Raw genomic sequence first — 15190 nt, 5'->3', positions numbered from 1 at the left:
AGTCTGCGCAGTACCTGTGGGAGCCGGCTTGCCGGCGATGGGGCCAGAACTGACTACCGATTATTTGACAATCATCCCCACCCCACGCCCACGCGGATCAGAAGCGGTCTCCAACTGCGCCCCATTGACCCGGATCGCCTGGATATCGCCCATCTCCCAGCCCTGGTCCTCCAGCACATAGCCCATCGTCTTCAATTCATCGGCCACCGGCCCGGTCAACGGCGCATAGCTGTCGAAGTAGATGGTGTCCTTGGGCAGCAATTGATGGTGCACACGCTGCGCCGCGACCGCCTTCTCCAACGGCATGCCGTAGTCGTAAAGGTTGTTCATCACCTGGAAGATCGAGGTGAAGATCCGCGAACCACCCGGCGTGCCGATCACCAACTCGACCTTGCCGTCGCGGGTCATCAGGCTCGGGCTCATCGACGACAGCATGCGCTTGCCCGGGGCGATGGCGTTGGCATCACCGCCGACCACGCCAAAGGCATTGGCCGCACCCGGCTTGGCGCTGAAATCGTCCATCTCGTCGTTAAGCAGGAAGCCAGCGCCCTTGACCACCACACCACTGCCGTAGTCGAGGTTGAGGGTGTAAGTGTTGCTGACGGCGTTGCCCTGCTTGTCGACGATCGAGAAGTGCGTGGTCTGGTGCGGCTCCAGACCCGGTTTGACATCGTCGGTCGCAGAAATCGCCTTGGGGTTGACCTGGGCGGCGCGCTTGGCCAGGTAGTCCTTGGCGATCAGTTGGTCGACCGGCACCTTGGTGAACGCCGGGTCGCCCAGGTAGTCGGCACGGTCGGCGAACACCCGCTTCTCGATCTCGGCCAGCAGGTGAATGTACTGTGCCGAATTATGTGCCACGCCCTTGAAGTCCGCCGCGCGGTCTTCCTTGATACCCAGCAGCTGGGCCAGGGCAACGCCACCCGAGCTCGGCGGTGGTGCCGTGTACACCACGTTGCCGCGCCAGCTCAGGGCCATCGGTTCACGCCAGACGGCTTTGTAGTCCTTGAGGTCTTCCTTGGTGATCAGGCCCTTGTCGGCCTGCATCTGCGCCACCAGCAGGTCGGCGGTCTTGCCCTGGTAGAACTCGCTGACGCCCTTGTCGGCGATGCGTTCGAGGGTCTGCGCCATCTCCGGCTGCTTGAACAGCTCGCCCACCTTCATGTTGCCGAAATAGTCATTGAAGTTGGTGGCGGTCTTGAACAGGCCCTGAGCATCGTTGCGGTACTGGTACTGCTTTTCGGCGATCTTGAAGCCGTTTTTCGCGTAGCCGATGGCTGGGGTGAGCAGCTCGCTCCAGGGCAGCTTGCCGAACTTCTGGTGCGCTTCCCACAGGCCCATCACGGTGCCAGGCACGCCGGCGGCACGCACGCCGACCAGGCTCAGGTTCTCGATGACCTCGCCTTTTTCGTCCAGGTACATGTTGCGGCTGGCGGCCTTGGGCGCGACTTCGCGGTAGTCGAGGAAGTAGGGTTTGCCGTCGACGAACAGGGTCATGAAACCGCCACCGCCAATGTTGCCGGCCTCCGGGTAGGTCACCGCCAGGGTGAAGGCCGTGGCCACGGCGGCATCCACCGCGTTGCCGCCCTTCTTCAGGATATCGGCGGCCACCTGTGCGCCATATTGATCGGGTGCGGCCACCGCGCCGCCCTCCAGGGTCAAGGCATAGGCCGACGAACAGCTCAGGACCGCGGCTCCGAGCGCCAGGGACTGGAACAGGACAATACGCATGACACTTCCTTGGTGTTGTTTTTGTTGATCAGTCAGTAAGGCCGAAGCCTGTCGACAGTGCAATAACACGTAGGAAGTTTCGCCGCCCTTGGGCAGGATCTGTCGCGTTCAGGCAACTCAGCAGGCGTACATGGCCAGCTTGCGCTGAATGAAGTCCAGGAAGCACTGGATGCGCAGGGCCAGTTGCGTGTTGCGGTAGTAGACGGCATGGATCGGCTGGCGGTAGCCGTTGTTGGCTTCGCTCAGCACCACCTGCAGGCGCCCGGCGCGGATGTCTTCGTGGGTCATGAAGTGCGACAGGCTGACGATGCCCTCCCCGGCCAGGGCCAGCTGGCGCAGGGTTTCGCCACTGGAGGCCAGCAGCGCCGGGCGGATCGGCCAGCGATCGCCCTGGGCATGGCGAAGTGGCCACTGGTTGAGTGACTCGGGCTGGCTGAAGCCGAGCAGGCAATGCTTGTCCAGGTCTTCCACGCGCTCGGGTGTACCGTGCCGCTCAAGGTAGGCCGGGCTGGCCAGCACCTGCACCGGGCTGCAGCCCAGCGAGCGGGCATGCAGGCTGGAATCGGCCAGGTCGCCGATGCGAATGGCCACGTCGGTGCTCTGTTCCAGCAGGTCGATGATCAGGTCGTCGGTGTTGAGCTCCAGCTCGATGCCGGGGTACTGACGACGGAATTCGCCGATCCACGGCAGGATGGCATGCAGCATGAACGGAGCGGCCGCGTTGATGCGCAGACGCCCGGAGGCGGTCTGGCGGTTCATCGACAGGCGCTCCTCCATTTCGTCCATCTGCTCCAGTACCAGGCGCGAGCGTTCGAGGAAGAAGCGCCCCTCTTCGGTCAAGTCCATGCGCCGCGTGGTGCGGTTGACCAGGGTGGTGCCGAGCTTGGCCTCCAGGCGCGACAAGGTACGGCTGACTGCCGACGGTGTCTGGCCGATCTGTTCTGCGGCAGCGGAGATCGAGCCGCAATCGATCACGGCTACGAATACCTGGAGTTCTTCGGATCGGGTTTTCACGTATGCGCCTGTGTCTGCTCTTCGCGGTGATTGATAGCCGCTTGCCAGCTGCAAGTCCAGTTAAACTGCCTTGCCGAACACTTGGTCCAGGTGCGCTTCATAGGCCGCCAACGCCGCCGGCACGTCCGGACGCTTCATCACATCCACCGCGATGAAGGTCGGCAGACCGGTCATGCCGAGGAACTGATTGGCCTTGTGGAACGGGAAGTACACCGCGTCCACGCCCTTGCCTTCGAAGAAGTCGCTGGGGTCGTCGAAGGCCTGCTGGGGTGCGTTCCAGGTCAGCGACAGCATGTACTGCTTGCCATGCAACAGGCCGCCGCTGCCGTACTTCTGCGAGGCATCCGAACGGGTGCGGCCGTCGTTGGCGTAGAGGCTGCCGTGGCCGGCGGTGAACACCTCGTCGATGTACTGCTTCACGGTCCAGGGCGCGCCCATCCACCAACCTGGCATCTGGTAGATGATTACATCGGCCCAGAGGAATTTCTCGACTTCGGCCTGCACGTCGTAGCCACCGTCGATGAAGGTCTGCTGCACGTCGAAACCGGAACGGTCCAGGTGAGCCAGTGCGGCGTCGTGCAGGGTCTGGTTGAGGCGGCCGTCGGAGTGAGCGAACTGTTTACCACCGTTGAGCAGAAGAATCTTTTTCATGCTGACCTCAAGTCAAGAATCGATGACCGGCAGATTAGGGATTCACAGTCACGGGAAACAGCGAGGACGGGGCAAAATACAATTGACCTGAAGTCACGAATGGACAATCAATTCTTGCCGTAGAATCGATTCATCTTTCCACCCGCGAGTAGTTATCCATGAGTGAGCAATACGCCTTCGTCCTCAAGGCCAAGACCCGTCCGGAAATGGCCGAAGCCTTCGAGAGCTTGTTCCGCGCCTATGTCGAGCCGAGCCGGCAGGAACCGGGCTGCATCGAGTACCACATGCTGCGCGACAAGGCAGACCCGAGCCTGTTCGTGTTCTTCGAGGTATGGGCCAGCAAGGCGGCCCTGGATGTGCACTCGGCACTGCCACACATGGCCGCGTTCTTCGAAAAACGCATGGACTACCTGGAGCGCGACTTCGATATCCAACTGATCGAGATGCTCAGTGCCTCTTCCGCTAGCCGTTGATCAGCAAGTGGCCGCCCAGCACGGCCAGACCGATGAAGAAGCAGCGCTTGAACAGCGCCGCACTGATTCGCTGGCGCAGCCACTGGCCGGCCAGCATGCCCAGCAGCGCGGGCGCCAGCATCAGCAGTGAGGCCCCCAGCGCCTGGCCACCCAGGGCATCCTGCCCGGCCAGGCCTAGCGCCAGTGCCAGGGTCGAGACGGTGAACGACAGGCCCAGTGCCTGGATCATCTCGTCGCGGCTCAGGCCCAGGCTCTGCAGGTAAGGCACTGCCGGCATCACGAATACCCCGGTGGCCGCCGTGACCACGCCGGTCACCAATCCGCAGAGCGGCCCCAACCACCCTTCCCTTTCCCGCGCCACTCGCAATACCGGGCCGCTCAGCCCATACAGTGCGTAGATGACCAGCGCAGCCCCCAATCCATGCACCGCCCACGGCCCACTGTCGATGCCGAGCCAGGCACTGCCAAGCAGCGTACCGACGAAGATCATCGCCAGCATCGGCCCGAGCCTTCGCATGAGCGCCAGCAGGTGACCGCCAGCGGCGAGTTGCCAGAGATTGGTGAGCGTCGACGGAACGATGAGCAGCGCGGCAGCCTGCGCCGGCGACATAGCCAGGCCCAGCAAGCCCATGGCGATGGTGGGCAGCCCGAGGCCGATCACGCCCTTGACCGCACCGGCCAGCAGGAAGGTGGCAATGACCAGTAGTGACAGTGCCGGGCCGATGTTCTGATAGAAAGCGATCAAGGTATCCATGGCCGCCATGATGGCGTGCGGCAGACGGGCTGAAAATCTGCCATATACTCAGCCAGACTCTTGCCAGGACAGAGGCAGATGCATTTCGACCTGATCGACCTCATGCTTTTCCAGCACACCGTGGAGTGCGGCAACATCACTGCCGGGGCACGCCGCAGCCATCTGTCGCTACCGGCGGCCAGCGCGCGAATCCGGGCCATGGAAGCCTCGCTCGGAACAGCGCTGCTCGAACGCAATCGACGGGGCGTTCAGCCGACGCCTGCTGGCCAGGCACTGCTGCAACACACGCGACTGATCGGCCAGCAGGTCGAGCGCTTGCAGTTCGACCTGGCCCAGTACGCCAAGGGGCAGCAAGGCCAGGTGCGCCTGCTGTGCAACACGGCGGCGCTGACCGAATACCTGCCGGAGCTGCTGGCGAGCTATCTGGCCGACAACCCCGGAGTCAGTGTCGATGTGCAGGAGCTGCCGAGCCTGCGGATCGTGCAGTCGATCACCCAAGGCATGGCCGATCTCGGCATCATCTCCACGGCGGCGCCCAGTGCACATCTGCAGACCCTGCCGTTTCGCGATGATCCGTTGGTACTGGTCACTCCCCTGAACCATCCCCTGGCCCTGGAGCCTACACCGAGTTTCATCGACTGCCTCGCCCATGGCCATGTGGGGCTGGGGGCGAACAGTGCGTTGGCGTTGTACCTGGAGGAACAGGCGCTTCGAGAAGGGCGGCGCATGCAGGTGCGGGTGCGGGCCGAAGGGTTTGACGGGGTGATCCGCATGGTGGCGGGTGGGGCGGGTGTCGGGGTGGTGCCGATGGCATCGGTGAAGCGCTGGCAGGGCGTGTTGCCGATGCACTGGGTGGGGCTGCGCGAGGACTGGGCGAATCGGCGGCTTTTACTGTGTGCGCGGGATTTTTCGGGGTTGCCGGGGTATGCGGCTGGGTTGGTCGAGCGGTTGGTGCAGGGATGATCGCAAGCGTATTCAACCCACGCCAGAAAAAGTTGCCCCCTCCATTCCAGCCATGAATACATCTCAATATCTGCATACTTCGAACCGCAACTCTGAATAACTTCAAAGAATACGGCTCAAGTCGGACTTCGCAGCGACATGCCTTTTCAAGAACGCTGACCAATAAGGTCAACCATAAACGCCAAAATCCCATCAAATGAATCAAACTCCTCATTCACATTATCGAATGCCTGTCTGTCCCTTACTTGATATTTACCTTGCTTCAGATCTAGCACATACTCATCCTGATCGCTATCTGCAAAAACAAGGAAATCCTTCATGAAATCCATATCGCGACTCAAATGATTCATCTCTACAAAACTACGACTCAAGATGTCGCCGCCCGGCATCACGCGTGAGCGACTCGAGTAAATAAATACCCCACACGCAACCAATCCATCAAACATTTGCAGAAACTCCAAATATTCATATGGCAAGTTTGCCGACAACTCAATTGATACAGCATTTGTTAACGCCGCAATATCACCCGGCGTAGCGACTGGACCCAAGTACATATCCGCATCATTCAATCGATCACGTAAAATCTTAATACATTTATAAATGGCACCATTCACAGAAAGCCCACCAATATACACTATATGCTTCAACCAACCTTGCGATGTGTTTTGATAAACAAAAATTCGACCTCTCGCCTTTATTAGGGCAACAACAATGACACAGACGAAAAGCCATTCCCCTTTTTCTTGACGTGAACCAGCAAGTTCTTTAGCTTTGATTTTTTGACCAATGAACGATCAGATCTACCATATGCCCGAGAAGACCATCAAAAGTCTCGAACTCTTCAAACACATTATCAAAGGCCTGTCGATCCCGTACTTGATATTTACCTCGCGAGAGGTCCAGCACATACTCATCTAAATCACTATCTCCGAAAACCAAAAAATTATCCATAAACCCCAACTCCCGCCCCAATCTATTCATTCGCATAAAATCATATCGTGCCAATTTACCATTAGCTCTTACACGCGTGTGGCTCGAGTAAATAAAAACACCACACGCAACCAAGCCATCGAAGTTCTCTAGAAAATCTAAATACTCAACGGGCAACTTCGCAGCCATCTCCACCCACACAGCACTAGTTAGACTCGCAATATCAGCCATGGTTGCCGGAGGACCTACATACATCTCACCGTCATCTAACGCTTCGCGTAAATTTATAATTTCCGCCCTTATAGCCTCATCCATATTTAACCTCCAATATCGGGATAAATCTTCACATCAAACATAGGCCATTCTACTAGCTTGCTTTCACCTTCTTTCAGCCCACTCACAAAAAGCCTTTGTACATTCGTCACCGCTTTATGATAGGGATGATTCTGTAAGAGCACCAAGTTTTCAAAATCATTTGTACCACCATCATCTAGTGGCTTAATGTGATGCACCTGCCAATCTTCATTCGGAAGCTTTCCACTTTGAATCCTGGCGATTTCGATATCATTAAAACCAGCACGCTTCAAACTTGCGAAATCTTCTGCTGTTTTCGATAACCCCTTCAAGAACCTGGGCCTCTCTGAAGCACTGAAAACCTGCCTCAATGTTTTCAACTCAGTGGCAGACCTTTTTACATAAAGGAAAGTTTCTGCCCTAACGCCTGGTAGCTCTATAGACTCTCCTCTTAAATAGCCCACATACCCTTTCGGCCCTCTTGCGCCGACTTTTATATTGCCAAAATTGCTCCCAAGCCCCGCCCCCGGCTGCAATCTATAACGCGCCGCCAGACCGCCAACAATAAACGCCCCGCCAAAAGCCATAAGCTTTTGCTCATCGGAACCTTCACCGTAACGCTCTCCCCCTACTTGATATCCCGCACCGCCTCCCAGCACTCCGCCGAAAAGCCCCCAAAGCGCCATTGCAGGTCCAACGAGGGCAATCGCACTGGCAAGCCCGACTCCCAGTACTGCTCCGTCAAGCCAACCAGCCACTTCCGGGCTGATTTCATCGGTAGTCTCCGTCTCACCACCAATGAAGACGTTGGCCGACCCGGCACTTATCCTGGCATCGCAAACAGTACGATCTCCCACTCTGGCAGCGGGCAGGCCATTGATGTAAACGGAGCAGCTACCTTGGGCCAGCGTCCTCGAGACACCGGAATGATCCGTGCACACGGCATAGTCGGCATGCGCCCTCGCCGCCGGTTGGCCATTGATGTGAACGTTGCCTGAGCCGGACGTTATGAACCCCGTTTCCCGCTGCGCGAATGACAAGCTACCAAGCAGTTGCCCAATGCCTGCCCCTGTCGCTGCACCCGCCCCGACCATTGCTACCAGCGCCGCAGCCCCCAAGCCGCCGGTGCCAACAACGGCTATCCCGAACAAGACGGCACCGGCCCCAATCGCCAAGCCTGCCAACAAGCCGCTCAATGCACTGGAATGCTCAATCGGATCGGCGAAACGTGCTGCACCACTCATGCTGGCGCAGCCTCGTACACCTCCTCATTGCCACCAGGCGGGCTGCGCACTTCAAAGCTGGTGATGACCTGAGTGAATGCTTCACGCTCAGTCTCCGTCATGCCCTTGGGGTTGTTGCTGGTTGCCGTGATCTGCATCAGAAGAGGCTGCCCATGTTCGTCCTGATGCAAGAACATCACCTGGATCTGATGAATCGGCTGACCTTGCTGGCGCCAACGGAACTCCACTTGGCGTGCCTCCAGGCCCGCCACCTGGGTGGGGGTAACAGGTTCGATCCACTGCAGATGGGACAGCGTTTTATCCACTTCCCCGAGCAATTTTTGCGCAAGCGTTTCCAGTGATGCGTCCCGCGCAGCCAATGACCTGCCAATCACCAATGAAAACGGGCTAGGGGTGAACTCGGTGAGAGTGAAGACATGAAACGTTTTGTCTTTCAGGCTCTCTGGCCGCACGAAGCTCACTTCATTCGCCAGAAAGCGCTCCGGCGGTGGCGGCTTCATCGCCTCTCGTGCGAGTTGCTCACGTTCGAGGCGTTCTTTCTCCTCACGCTTTTCAGAAATCCTGTCGTAGATACTTTTGCGATACATAAAGACTGTTCCCTGTCCTTCACTCGGATTTATTGAGATTGATGATCGTGCTGCCATTCACATCCACCACCACGCCGCACAACTTGATGGTCCCGTCCTGATTCATCACCAACTTGCTTTGCCCCACTTCAAGCGTGATGGATTGCGCAGCCGTCAATTTGATATGCCCTTGATCGACGGTGACGAAGTAGGACCCTTCCTCCACCGCAATGCTGGTTTCCAGCCGTATGGTTTCCGCATGCTTGCCAGTCACGTTGATCGTTCGGTTGCCACCAACGGTGAGCCTGTCATCCGCCTCGACTTCGGTCTCCATGTCTCGCTCGGCATGCAGGCTGACCTGCTCCGCGCCGGCCTTGTCCTCGAAGCGCAAGAAGTTGGCGGTTCGACCTGTGCCATTGATCGATCGGGTCAGTACCCCGCTCTGGGTCTTGTTCGCCGGCAGCGGCCACGGTGGGGGGTTGCGGACGTTGTAGACGCTGCCGATGATCAAGGGCCGGTCGGGGTTGCCCTCGAGAAACACCACCACCACTTCGTCACCCACCCGCGGGATCTGGATGCTGCCAAAGCCACCGCTGGCGCCGGTTTGTGCCACCCGCACCCAGCTGGAACTGCCCTCGTTGAAACCACCCTGGCGATCCCAGTGAAATTGCACCTTCACCCGTCCCAGCTCATCGGTGAAGATTTCCTCGCCTGGCGGGCCTACGACGATGGCAGTCTGTGGGCCGTTGATAACGGGTCGGACAGTGTTCGCCTGCGGGCGGAACGGGATCTTCTTGCGCACGCAGGTAAAGGTGTTGAAGTAGCTGGCCTGCTGGCCGGTGAGGTAGTTGTTGTGGCCTTCACACGTCACGCTCAACAACAGGAACTCACGCGCCTCCACCAAGCGGCCAGCGTGGGCCGGGTGCTGCAACAACTCGAAGCTGTAACCCGGGCGCATGGCGCGGCAGTTGCTCGCGCCTTCGAACCATTTGGCGCGCACTTCCAGCGCCTCGATGCGTGTTCGCAACAAGGCTTCGCCTTCGTTGTAGGTCCCGTGGGTGTATTGGCCGGGGTCGTACACTTCCAGGCATTGCACATCGCCTTGCTCGTTCACGCTGTCCATCGCCACCGGCAGCAGGTTGTGCGGCTTGCGATAGTCGAAAGTCTGCAGGGCAAGCTTGCCGGCCGACAGCTGGCGATGGCCGCTCCAGCGCGTGATGGCGTCGGCGATTTCGGTGACCGAATTTCTGTGGAACCGGATCTGCGGTTGTTCGGGTAGTGGGTCTGACAAGCGGGAATAGTCGCTGATCACCAGTATGTGGTTCTCGGCACTGTGCTCGAAGTAGTAGAACATTCCAGCCTGCTCAAGCAGGCGATGAATGAAGCTGAAATCGCTCTCGCGGTATTGAGTGAGGTAGCTGTGACGCTTTTGCGAGCGGTGCAGGTAAAAGCGGTAACGGGCGTATTCCGGATACAGTGCAAAAACCTCGCGCAGTACCTCCTCCACCGTGCAGTCCTGGAAGATTCGCGTATCGATGCGATGCTCAAGCAGTGAAAGCCAAGGGTTCAGGGTCGCACTGTAGCGCTGCAGGGCGCCATCGCTGCCCAGGCTGGCAAAGCGCGTGAGGTAGCCGTTGATGAAGCGCGGGTCGGCATCGGCGAGTTCGATCTCCAGGCTGACCTGTTGGCCGATCATCGATTTCAGCGGTATCTGCACCGAGCTGCAGATCAGCAGCAGCTCATATTCGAAGGCTCGCGATAGGCCTTCAACGCCCTTGAAGCGCTCCAGCAGCAGTCCCGACTCGGGATTCGACTTGTGGTGGAACTTGAGCAGTCGACGGTGCTGGGGGCTCAGCCGCTCGACCAGGTCCATGATCATTACGCTCTCCTTTGCACGTTCATGTTCGAAAGGCGATGGAGGCTAGGGGAGTGGAATGACCGATGGCAATGAACGGGGTGTTTAGGGGGATGGCGGGGATTGGGAATGATCTGACAGCGGAATTTACGGTTTCCTACTATGTTCGCCGGGAGTGGATTTTTTGGGGGTGCCGTGTAGGGGAAGCAGCGGCGCAACGGTGCGGGTTTTGGACAAGGGGGTGGTCCTGCAAGAATCGCGGATGAACCCGATGCTACCGAACAAAAACCGCATTAACGGGTTACAAACTTTGTGGGCGTGAGCTATGGAAGGGGGGGAGCCAGGGCTTGTCGTGACATTTTTGGCGTCTATGCGATCGAGCGCCGCCCGCGCGGCGCATCGCGAGCAAGCTCGCTCCTACATTTGTTGCAACGTGCCTATGTCTGATAGGCCATGGATGGCTGCCTTGTTGGTACGACGCGATTTTTTGGCAGGCGCCTGAATACACCCGACAGCGATGAAAAGGAGTTTCCAGTGCCATCGATCTATCAGCTCAAACCGCGCTTCCAGTCCCTCCTGCGCCCCGCAGTGCAACGCCTGCACGACCGAGGCGTTACCGCCAACCAGGTCACCGTCAGCGCCGCCGTGGTCTCGCTGCTGCTGGGCCTGCTGCTGGCCTGGTTCAGCCACATTGCCTGGCTGTTCATCCTCATTCCGGTCTGGATGCTGTTGCGCATGGCCTTCAATGCCATCGACGGCATGCTCGCCCGTGAGTTCGGCCAGCAATCACGACTCGGCGCCTACCTCAACGAACTCTGCGACGTGATCGCCGACGCGGCGCTGTACCTGCCGTTCGCCCTGCTTGCCGGGGTTTCGCCGATGCTGGTCGTGGTGGTGGTGCTTAGCGCCACCTTCAGCGAATACGCCGGGGTGATGGGCCCGCTGGCCGGTGCCTCGCGGCGCTACGACGGGCCGATGGGCAAGAGCGACCGGGCGCTGGCCTTTGGCGTGCTGGGCACCGGGGTCGCCTTGGGCCTGCTCGACGGGGTCTGGGTCAATGGCCTGTTGCTGGTCATCCTCGCACTCTCGCTCTATACCCTCTACAACCGGGTTCGCCAGGGGCTGGCCGAAGCTCGCTGAACCCTCCGCCGCCGGACAAGGACTTTCGCCATGCGCCAAGCGCAATCGCTGCATTTCACCACTCACGACGGTGTCGAGCTGCACTACCGTCACTGGCCCGCCACCCGCAACGAATACCAACCGCGCCGCGCCGTGGTGATGTTTCACCGCGGCCACGAACACGGCGGACGCATGGCCCACCTGGCCGACGAACTGGACATGCCCGGCTACGACTTCTTCGCCTGGGACGCACGTGGCCACGGCAAGTCGCCAGGGGCCCGGGGTGACAGCCCGGGGTTCGCCACCAGCGTGCGCGATGTGCAGACCTTCATCGAGCATATCCAGGCCAGCCACGGCGTTGCCGAACAAGACCTGGTGGTACTGGCGCAAAGCGTCGGCGCAGTGCTGATCGCTACCTGGGCCCACGACTACGCGCCCAGGGTGCGCTGCCTGGTGCTCGCCTCGCCGGCATTCAAGGTCAAGCTTTACGTGCCCTTCGCCCGCCCCGGCCTGAAGCTGATGAAGGCAGTGCGGGGCAATTTCTTCGTCAACAGCTACGTCAGGCCGCAACTGCTCACCCACGACCCTGAACGGGTCATGTCCTACGTGGCCGACCCGCTGATCAGCCGGCCGATTTCCGTGACCATGCTGCTTGGCCTGTACGAAGCCGCCGACCGTGTGGTGGCCGATGCCCAGGCCATCCAGGTGCCGACGCAGTTGCTGGTATCCGGGGCCGACTTGGTGGTCGAGCGCAAGCCGCAGGAGCGCTTCTTCGAGCGCCTGGGCAGCGCACGCAAGGAGATGCACATTCTGCCGGGCTTCTTCCACGACACCCTCGGCGAACGTGACCGCGCCCACGCCCTCAGGCGTATCGAGCGTTTCGTCGAGCATTGCTTCGCCAGCCCCGCGCCGTTGCCGTCGTTGCTCGATGCCGACAAGGCCGGCGCCAGCTGCGCCGAAGCCGAAAGCCTGGCCGCGCCGTTGCCGCGCAACTCGCCCCGCGATCTCTACTGGCGCGCCACGCGGGCCGGCCTGCGCCTGGGCAAGGGGATGGCCGAAGGCGTGAAGCTGGGCTTCGACACCGGCTTCGACTCCGGCAGCACGCTCGACTACGTCTACCGCAACCAGCCCACCGGCAAAGGCAAGCTGGGCCGGATGATCGACCAGAACTACCTGAACGCCATCGGCTGGCGCGGCATCCGTCAGCGCAAGCTGCATGTCGAGGAACTGCTGCGCCAGGCCATCGCACGGCTGCGTGAACAGCAACAGCCCGTGCATATCGTCGACATCGCCGCAGGCCATGGCCGCTACATCCTCGAAGCCCTGCAGGAGCTGGAGCAACTGCCCGACTCGATCCTGCTGCGCGACTACAGCGAGCTGAACGTGCAGCAAGGCAGCGCGCTGATTGCCGAAAAAGGCTTGGCCGACATCGCCCGTTTCGTCCAGGGCGACGCCTTCGACCGCGCCAGCCTGGCCGCGCTGGACCCACGCCCGACCCTGGCGGTGGTGTCCGGTCTTTACGAGCTGTTCCCCAGCAACCTGTTGGTGGGCAATTCGCTGGCGGGCCTGGCCGATGCGGTCGAGGCTGGCGGCTACCTGGTCTACACCGGCCAACCCTGGCACCCGCAGCTGGAGATGATCGCCCGCGCCCTGACCAGCCATCGCGGCGGCGAGGCGTGGGTGATGCGCCGGCGCAGCCAGGCGGAAATGGACCAGTTGGTCGAGGCGGCGGGCTTTCGCAAGCTGGCCCAGCGGGTCGATGAGTGGGGCATCTTCACGGTCAGCCTGGCCCAGCGGGTGCGTGAATGACAACCGCCCGTGAGCCGGGCCTGATCCGCCGGGGGGTGCTATGGCTGTTGCTGCTGGGGCCGTTGTTCTTCCTCAGCTACGGCCTGGCGAACAGCTACACGGCCGGTCGCAGCGATATCGGCAGCCTGGTGTTCGCCTGGGAAAGCTACATGCCGCTGTGGCCCTGGACGATCATCCCGTACTGGTCGATCGACCTGCTCTACGGCTTGTCCTTCCTGCTGCCCCGCACACGCCAGGAAATGGATCGGCACGCCCTGACGCTACTCACCGCGCAGGTGCTCTGCGTGAGCGGCTTCCTGCTCTGGCCATTGCGCTTCACGTTTGAGCGGCCCGAGCTTGGCGGCCTATTCGGCTGGCTGTTCGATGTGCTGATGGGCTTCGACAAGCCCTACAACCAGGCGCCCTCGCTGCATATCGCGCTGCTGGTGATCATCTGGACGCTGTTTGCCCGGCACGTACAGCGCCAGCCCTGGCGTTGGCTGATGCATGGCTGGATGGCATTGATCGGAGTCTCGGTGCTGACGACCTGGCAGCACCACTTCATCGATGTGCCGACCGGCGCATTGGCGGGGTTCGTCTGCGTGTGGCTGTGGGGCAACCGCTGGCGGGAAGCCGGCATTGCGCGCGTCGCCAAGCGCTGGTGGGTGGCGCTGTGTTATGCCGTTGGTTCGTCATTGCTGGCGACTGTGGCTTTCATCGCGGGAGGGACGGGTCTTTGGCTGTTGTGGCCTGCCCTTTCCTTGCTGTTGGTGGCGCTGAACTATGGCGTTATCGGCAGCGGTGGGTTTCAGAAGAACGCGCACGGGCGCTTGTCGAGTGCCTCCAGCTGGCTGCTGGCGCCTTACCTGCTCGGTGCATGGGTCAACTCGCGGCTGTGGACCTGGCGTCATCCGCAGGCCGATGAAGTGTGTGACGGGGTATTCCTTGGACGCATCCCAACGCGCAATGAAGCTGCCCCGTTTGCCGCCATCGTCGACCTCTGCGCGGAACTCCCCTGCCCTGTTAGCAAACAAGTCCCCACCGAACCTGTGGGAGCCGGCTTGCCGGCGATGGCGTCCGAGCAGACAAAGCAGTTCTACAGCGCAGCCCCCACGCTGGACTTGATCCCCCCCGACAGCCACCTGCTGCAGCAAGCCGCCGAAGCCATCGAGCGCCTGCGCCGGCACGGCCCCCTGCTGGTCTGCTGCGCCCTCGGCTATTCACGCAGCGCCAGCGCCGTGGCCGCCTGGCTGCTGCTGTCCGGGCGCTGCAAGGATCTCGACGACGCCGAAACGCTGATCCGCCAGGCACGCCCCGGTATCGTCCTGCGCCCCGCCCATCGCCAAGTGTTGCAACAGCTCGGAGCACAGCCATGAACCTGCACCTGGTCGCCAGCCTGCTCGCCCGCGGCGTGCAACTGGAGCGCTTGTCGGATGGCGTGACCCTGCTGGCGTTGGCCTACGGTTTGGCACCGCTGCTCGGCGTACACCTTCATCCGTTGGCAACGCTCCTGTGCGCGATGCTGCTGATGCTCGGCCTGTTGCACAAATACTGGGCCATCCGTGTCGCCCTCGACGCCGACCTGTTCGCCCGCCTCGGCGCCAGCAGCGACCTGCCCGCCGACACCCGGCACCTGGACCAAGCCCTGTTCGACCTGCGCCTCAAACCACAGCGTGAAGACAGCCGCGACTGGCCTGCCCGCAGCCAGGCAGCCTTGTCTCTGTTGCGGCGCCAGGCCATGTGCCTGGCCCTGCAACTGCTGCTGGCCTTGACTACCCTGCTGACTGTGCCCTTCATCGGATAACAACCGC

15 protein-coding genes are annotated in these 15190 nt (G+C 60.7%); 6 read left to right on the top strand and 9 right to left on the bottom strand.

What is annotated here, in order from left to right; all coding sequences use genetic code 11:
• Positions 1-60: 60 nt before the first annotated feature.
• The 3 genes from ggt to ACIPZB_RS12530 form a co-directional block, all read right to left on the bottom strand.
• Entirely contained in the window at positions 61-1728 is a 1668-nt protein-coding gene (gene ggt, locus ACIPZB_RS12540; RefSeq protein WP_400640451.1) for a gamma-glutamyltransferase, read from the bottom strand.
• Between the two features lie 117 nt (positions 1729-1845).
• Positions 1846-2742, bottom strand: coding sequence for a LysR family transcriptional regulator (locus ACIPZB_RS12535; RefSeq protein WP_008094172.1), 897 nt, complete (start codon positions 2740-2742; stop codon positions 1846-1848).
• A gap of 60 nt (positions 2743-2802) precedes the next feature.
• A complete protein-coding gene (locus ACIPZB_RS12530; protein ID WP_400640450.1) occupies positions 2803-3393 on the bottom strand; it encodes an NAD(P)H-dependent oxidoreductase in 591 nt (196 codons plus the stop codon).
• Positions 3394-3551: 158 nt separating this feature from the next.
• Here ACIPZB_RS12530 and ACIPZB_RS12525 point away from each other — a divergent pair, with 158 nt between their 5' ends.
• The gene (locus ACIPZB_RS12525) at positions 3552-3866 is read left to right on the top strand and encodes a putative quinol monooxygenase (protein ID WP_400640449.1); all 315 of its coding nucleotides are present in this window, start codon (positions 3552-3554) and stop codon (positions 3864-3866) included.
• Here the strand turns inward: ACIPZB_RS12525 and ACIPZB_RS12520 are convergent.
• Positions 3856-4620, bottom strand: coding sequence for a sulfite exporter TauE/SafE family protein (locus ACIPZB_RS12520; RefSeq protein ID WP_400640448.1), 765 nt, complete (start codon positions 4618-4620; stop codon positions 3856-3858). The genes ACIPZB_RS12525 and ACIPZB_RS12520 overlap by 11 nt on opposite strands.
• A gap of 78 nt (positions 4621-4698) precedes the next feature.
• Here ACIPZB_RS12520 and ACIPZB_RS12515 point away from each other — a divergent pair, with 78 nt between their 5' ends.
• Positions 4699-5583, top strand: coding sequence for a LysR family transcriptional regulator (locus ACIPZB_RS12515; RefSeq protein ID WP_400640447.1), 885 nt, complete (start codon positions 4699-4701; stop codon positions 5581-5583).
• Between the two features lie 146 nt (positions 5584-5729).
• On the opposite strand, the gene ACIPZB_RS12510 is transcribed toward ACIPZB_RS12515, so the two are convergent.
• The 5 genes from ACIPZB_RS12510 to ACIPZB_RS12490 form a co-directional block, all read right to left on the bottom strand.
• Entirely contained in the window at positions 5730-6197 is a 468-nt protein-coding gene (locus tag ACIPZB_RS12510) for a YrhA family protein (RefSeq protein ID WP_400640446.1), read from the bottom strand.
• Between the two features lie 151 nt (positions 6198-6348).
• On the bottom strand, positions 6349-6828 hold the full coding sequence (locus ACIPZB_RS12505; protein ID WP_400640445.1) for a YrhA family protein: 480 nt from the start codon (positions 6826-6828) through the stop codon (positions 6349-6351).
• A 2-nt stretch (positions 6829-6830) separates the two neighbouring features.
• Positions 6831-8051: a PAAR domain-containing protein gene (locus ACIPZB_RS12500; protein WP_400640444.1), complete on the bottom strand. Its 1221-nt coding sequence runs from the start codon at positions 8049-8051 to the stop codon at positions 6831-6833.
• The gene (locus tag ACIPZB_RS12495) at positions 8048-8638 is read right to left on the bottom strand and encodes a DcrB-related protein (protein WP_400640443.1); all 591 of its coding nucleotides are present in this window, start codon (positions 8636-8638) and stop codon (positions 8048-8050) included. The genes ACIPZB_RS12500 and ACIPZB_RS12495 overlap by 4 nt, the downstream gene beginning before the upstream one ends.
• Positions 8639-8657: 19 nt before the next feature.
• The gene (locus tag ACIPZB_RS12490) at positions 8658-10496 is read right to left on the bottom strand and encodes a type VI secretion system Vgr family protein (RefSeq protein ID WP_400640442.1); all 1839 of its coding nucleotides are present in this window, start codon (positions 10494-10496) and stop codon (positions 8658-8660) included.
• Between the two features lie 510 nt (positions 10497-11006).
• Between ACIPZB_RS12490 and ACIPZB_RS12485 the strand changes: the two genes are divergently transcribed.
• Genes ACIPZB_RS12485 through ACIPZB_RS12470 form a run of 4 tightly spaced genes read left to right on the top strand, consistent with a single transcriptional unit; the run spans position 11007 to position 15183 of the window.
• Positions 11007-11612 carry a CDP-alcohol phosphatidyltransferase family protein gene (locus ACIPZB_RS12485; protein ID WP_400640441.1) on the top strand — a complete coding sequence of 202 codons (606 nt, stop codon included), beginning with the start codon at positions 11007-11009 and terminating at the stop codon, positions 11610-11612.
• A 30-nt stretch (positions 11613-11642) separates the two neighbouring features.
• The gene (locus tag ACIPZB_RS12480; protein ID WP_400640440.1) at positions 11643-13400 is read left to right on the top strand and encodes a bifunctional alpha/beta hydrolase/class I SAM-dependent methyltransferase; all 1758 of its coding nucleotides are present in this window, start codon (positions 11643-11645) and stop codon (positions 13398-13400) included.
• The gene (locus ACIPZB_RS12475; RefSeq protein WP_400640439.1) at positions 13397-14755 is read left to right on the top strand and encodes a phosphatase PAP2/dual specificity phosphatase family protein; all 1359 of its coding nucleotides are present in this window, start codon (positions 13397-13399) and stop codon (positions 14753-14755) included. The genes ACIPZB_RS12480 and ACIPZB_RS12475 overlap by 4 nt, the downstream gene beginning before the upstream one ends.
• Complete coding sequence (locus tag ACIPZB_RS12470; protein WP_400640438.1) at positions 14752-15183, top strand: hypothetical protein; 432 nt, start codon at positions 14752-14754, stop codon at positions 15181-15183. The genes ACIPZB_RS12475 and ACIPZB_RS12470 overlap by 4 nt, the downstream gene beginning before the upstream one ends.
• Positions 15184-15190: the final 7 nt, after the last annotated feature.

It is taken from the genome of Pseudomonas sp. NPDC089396, from assembly GCF_044749545.1.
GTDB lineage: Bacteria > Pseudomonadota > Gammaproteobacteria > Pseudomonadales > Pseudomonadaceae > Aquipseudomonas.
The sequence above is the reverse complement of the archived record's forward strand: the minus strand, read 5'-3'. Positions and strand labels throughout refer to the sequence as shown.

Coding starts and splice junctions, on each gene's coding strand:
- ggt (WP_400640451.1), bottom strand. CDS start 1,728: ATGCGTATTGTCCTGTTCCAGTCCCTGGCGCTCGGAGCCGCGGTCCTG.
- ACIPZB_RS12530 (WP_400640450.1), bottom strand. CDS start 3,393: ATGAAAAAGATTCTTCTGCTCAACGGTGGTAAACAGTTCGCTCACTCC.
- ACIPZB_RS12525 (WP_400640449.1), top strand. CDS start 3,552: ATGAGTGAGCAATACGCCTTCGTCCTCAAGGCCAAGACCCGTCCGGAA.
- ACIPZB_RS12520 (WP_400640448.1), bottom strand. CDS start 4,620: ATGGATACCTTGATCGCTTTCTATCAGAACATCGGCCCGGCACTGTCA.
- ACIPZB_RS12515 (WP_400640447.1), top strand. CDS start 4,699: ATGCATTTCGACCTGATCGACCTCATGCTTTTCCAGCACACCGTGGAG.
- ACIPZB_RS12505 (WP_400640445.1), bottom strand. CDS start 6,828: ATGGATGAGGCTATAAGGGCGGAAATTATAAATTTACGCGAAGCGTTA.
- ACIPZB_RS12500 (WP_400640444.1), bottom strand. CDS start 8,051: ATGAGTGGTGCAGCACGTTTCGCCGATCCGATTGAGCATTCCAGTGCA.
- ACIPZB_RS12495 (WP_400640443.1), bottom strand. CDS start 8,638: ATGTATCGCAAAAGTATCTACGACAGGATTTCTGAAAAGCGTGAGGAG.
- ACIPZB_RS12490 (WP_400640442.1), bottom strand. CDS start 10,496: ATGATCATGGACCTGGTCGAGCGGCTGAGCCCCCAGCACCGTCGACTG.
- ACIPZB_RS12480 (WP_400640440.1), top strand. CDS start 11,643: ATGCGCCAAGCGCAATCGCTGCATTTCACCACTCACGACGGTGTCGAG.
- ACIPZB_RS12475 (WP_400640439.1), top strand. CDS start 13,397: ATGACAACCGCCCGTGAGCCGGGCCTGATCCGCCGGGGGGTGCTATGG.
- ACIPZB_RS12470 (WP_400640438.1), top strand. CDS start 14,752: ATGAACCTGCACCTGGTCGCCAGCCTGCTCGCCCGCGGCGTGCAACTG.